General features: G+C 67.0%; 3 protein-coding genes. 1 reads left to right on the top strand and 2 read right to left on the bottom strand.

Annotated features, from left to right (window positions below; all coding sequences use genetic code 11):
* Positions 1–41: 41 nt before the first annotated feature.
* Complete coding sequence (locus tag QRO93_RS19065; protein ID WP_180878558.1) at positions 42–566, bottom strand: GNAT family N-acetyltransferase; 525 nt, start codon at positions 564–566, stop codon at positions 42–44.
* A 268-nt stretch (positions 567–834) separates the two neighbouring features.
* The gene (locus tag QRO93_RS19060; protein ID WP_164087310.1) at positions 835–2,811 is read right to left on the bottom strand and encodes a UvrD-helicase domain-containing protein; all 1,977 of its coding nucleotides are present in this window, start codon (positions 2,809–2,811) and stop codon (positions 835–837) included.
* A 101-nt stretch (positions 2,812–2,912) separates the two neighbouring features.
* On the opposite strand from QRO93_RS19060, the gene QRO93_RS19055 reads away from it, so the two are divergent.
* Positions 2,913–3,533, top strand: coding sequence for a thymidine kinase (locus QRO93_RS19055; protein ID WP_008264720.1), 621 nt, complete (start codon positions 2,913–2,915; stop codon positions 3,531–3,533).
* Positions 3,534–3,685: the final 152 nt, after the last annotated feature.

Raw genomic sequence — 3,685 nt, 5'->3', positions numbered from 1 at the left:
CCCCCCCCCCCCCGCCCCCCCCCCCCCCCCACGGCGCGGGGTCAGACCTGCGCCGCGCCCTGCGTGGCATACAGCTGGCTCGGGCTGTCCACGCCCGGCAGCTGGATCACCCCGCGTTGCTGCATGCCCAGGCCCAGCAGGATCTTCCCGGACGCAACGTTGTCCAGATCGGTGATGCCATACAGATCGTGCAGGCCCAGTTCGCCACGCGCGTAGGCGAACACCGCCCGCGCCGCCTCACCGGCATAGCCCCGCCCGGCGAATTCCGAAAGCACCGCATAGCCGATATCCGGCCCCGGCAGGCCATCGCGCCGCACCAGCCCGGCATTGCCCAGCCATGCACCGTCGGACAGGCGCTCGATCGCGTACATGCCGAAGCCGTTCAACGCATAGCTGTGCAGCACCCGCAGCGCGATGTACTCGCGCGCCTGTTCCTCGCTGTGCACGTTGCGGTCGCCGATGAAGCGCACGAAGCCCGGATCATTCAACAGCGCCAGCATCGGCGCCGCATCGCGGTCGGGCTCGATCGCACGCAGACGCAGGCGTTCACTTTCGATGGGATGCACGCGCAGACCTCCAGCCGAAACCCCGATTCTGCCTCATCACCCAGCTGTTGCCGTGGCCTTTGATCTTCTTTTTTCTTTTCCGTGGCTGGCGCGCACGGAACCTGTCCAGGGCAGGGTAGATGGGTTGCGCAGGGGCGTGAGCCGCATGGATGCGGCGACCGAGCTTACAGGGACGTACTTGCAGCGTCCCCTGCGCAGCCCATCTACCCGGCCAACCACAGATGTAATGCGAACGGCGCCAACCACGAGGGGCTGCGCCGTTCGCCGATCAATCGAACAACGCCTCGATCGCCGCCAACCCCGCACTCGCCCGCTCCTTCTTGCGCGCCGCATCGGCCACCGGATCAGCACCATCGCGCTGGATCTCCTCGGCCGGAATCTCCTCGAAGAACCGGCTCGGCTTCAGCCGCACGTGCTCACCGAACTTGCGGGTCAGCTTGCTGTAGCTCATCCACAGCTGGATCTTGGCGCGGGTGATGCCCACGTACAGCAGGCGCCGTTCTTCCTGCAGATTGCCCTCGTCCAGGCTGACCTGGTGCGGCAGCACGCCATCCTCGCAGCCAACGATGAAGACATACGGGAATTCCAGCCCCTTGGAGGCATGCATGGTCATCATCCGCACCTGGTTGCCGCCCTCGTCCTTGTCGCTGCGCGACAGCAGCGCCAGCTGACCGGCCAGGTCGGCGGCGGTGGCACCGCGCGGGCCGCCCTCGAACCACTGCGCCAGTTCCTCGATGTTGTTGGCGCGGCGCTGGTAGCTGGCCTCTTCCTTGGCCTGCTGGCGCAGCTCGCTGAGCAGGCCGGACTCCTTGGCGACCTTGCGGATCATGTCACCGGAGGTGACCTGCCGGGTCTGCGCACGCAGGTCGCGCAGGATGTCGGTGAAGCGCGCCAGGCTGTTGGCCGCACGCGGCGGCAGCTGCTGCAGGGCACCGATCGCCTCGGCGGCCTGCGCCATCGGCATGTCCTTTTCCTGTGCCAGTTCGGCCAGCTTGGCCAGCGTGCCGGCGCCGACGTCGCGCTTGGGCGACTGCACCGCGCGCATGAACGCGGTGTCGTCGTCCGGGTTCACCAGCAGGCGCAGCCAGGCCAGCGTGTCCTTCACTTCCTGGCGCTCCAGGAACATGGTGCCGCCGGTCAGGTGGTACGGGATGCGCAGCAGCTGCATCGCCTTTTCCAGCGGCCGCGACTGGAAGTTGCCGCGGAACAGGATGCAGAAATCACTCCACGGCACATTGCGCGACTGCGCCACGAAGGCGATCTCGGCCGCGACCTTTTCGGCTTCGTGCTCGCTGTTGCGGCATTCCCACACGCGGATGCGCTCGCCGTCGGCCTGGTCGCTCCACAGCTTCTTCAGGTGCTCGTGCGGGTTGTTGGCGATCAGCGCATTGGCCGCGCGCAGCACGCGGTTGGAGCAACGGTAGTTCTGCTCCAGCTTGATGATCTCCAGCGCGGGGTAATCGCGCCCCATCTGCTGCAGGTTTTCCGGGTTGGCGCCGCGCCAGGCATAGATCGACTGGTCATCGTCACCCACGCAGGTGAAGTTGCCCTTGTCGCCGGCCAGCTGCTTGAGCAGCCGGTACTGCGCGTCGTTGGTGTCCTGGCATTCGTCCACCAGCAGGTAGCCGATGCGCTCGCGCCAGGCCACGGCGATGTCCGGGTTTTCTTCCAGCACCTGCACCGGCAGGCGGATCAGGTCGTCGAAGTCGACCGCGTTGAACGCGGTCAGGCGCAGCTGGTAGCGCTCGTAGACGCTGGCTGCTTCCTTCTCGCGGTTGCTGCGTGCGGCGGCCATCGCCTGCTCGGGCGACAGGCCGGCATTCTTCGCGCGCGACACCAGGTTCTTCATGTCCTCGATGTCGTCGGGCTTGGCCCCGTACATCAGATCCTTGATCTGTGCCGCCGCATCGTCGGCATCGAAGATCGAGAAGCCGCGCTTCAGGCCCACCGCAGCGTGCTCGATCTGCAGGAACTTCAGGCCCAGCGCATGGAAGGTGCAGATCGTCACCTCGTCGGCGTCCTGCTCGCGCAGGCGCTTGGCCACGCGCTCGCGCATTTCCTTGGCCGACTTGTTGGTGAAGGTGATCGCCGCGATGCGGCGCGCCGGATAGCGGCCACAGCCGATCAGGTGGGCGATCTTTTCCACGATCACGCGGGTCTTGCCGCTGCCGGCACCGGCGAGCACCAGCAACGGACCTTCGATGTGCAGGACGGCGGCGGCTTGGGGGGGATTGAGACCGTGCATGGGGACAGGATTGTAGCGGGGCCGGGTGACGACCACAGCCGGCCGCCGGTGGGGTTGCTGAACGGCTTCGGCGGACTGGGGCTGCGGCGTACAATCCGTCGATGGCCAAGCTCTACTTCTACTATTCGGCGATGAACGCCGGCAAGACCACCACCCTGCTGCAGAGCGCGCACAACTACCGCGAGCGCGGCATGCGGGTGGCGATCCTGACCCCGCGCCTGGACGATCGTGCCGGCGCCGGCGTGGTCGCTTCGCGCATCGGCCTGCGCGCCGATGGCATGGCCTTCGACCGCGATACCGACCTGCAGCGCTGGGTCGAGCAGGATCTGGCGGCGAACGGGCCGATGGGCTGCGTGCTGGTGGATGAGGCGCAGTTCCTGACCCGCGCCCAGGTCTGGCAGCTCAGCGAGGTGGTCGACCAGCTGCGCATTCCGGTGCTCTGCTACGGCCTGCGCACCGATTTCCGCGGCGAGCTGTTCGAAGGCAGCCAGTACCTGCTGGCCTGGGCCGACGAGATGCAGGAGATCAAGACCATCTGCCACAGCGGCAAGAAGGCCACTATGACCGTGCGCGTGGACGAGCATGGCCACGCGGTACAGGATGGCCCGCAGGTGGAGATCGGCGGCAATGACCGCTACGTGTCGGTCAGCCGCGCCGAATTCAAGAAGATCACCCGCGGTGAAGGACGGATCGACCCGGCGCAAGCGCCGCTGCCGTTGTAAGGGGTGTTCGGCAGGGCTGCGCCCTGCACCTGCGGTAGTGCCGGCCGCTGGCCGGCAACAGCAACAGCAACAGCGAAAGCTGGCATTCCGTGGGATGGCGGGGCGGTGTGGGCTTGCAGGACACGCCGTAAACCCGTCCCTGGGGGCTCGAT

It is taken from the genome of Stenotrophomonas maltophilia group sp. Smal17, from assembly GCF_030237045.1.
GTDB classification, from domain to species: domain Bacteria; phylum Pseudomonadota; class Gammaproteobacteria; order Xanthomonadales; family Xanthomonadaceae; genus Stenotrophomonas; species Stenotrophomonas forensis.
Note: the sequence above shows the minus strand (reverse complement) of the source record. Positions and strands in the feature narration are given on the sequence as shown.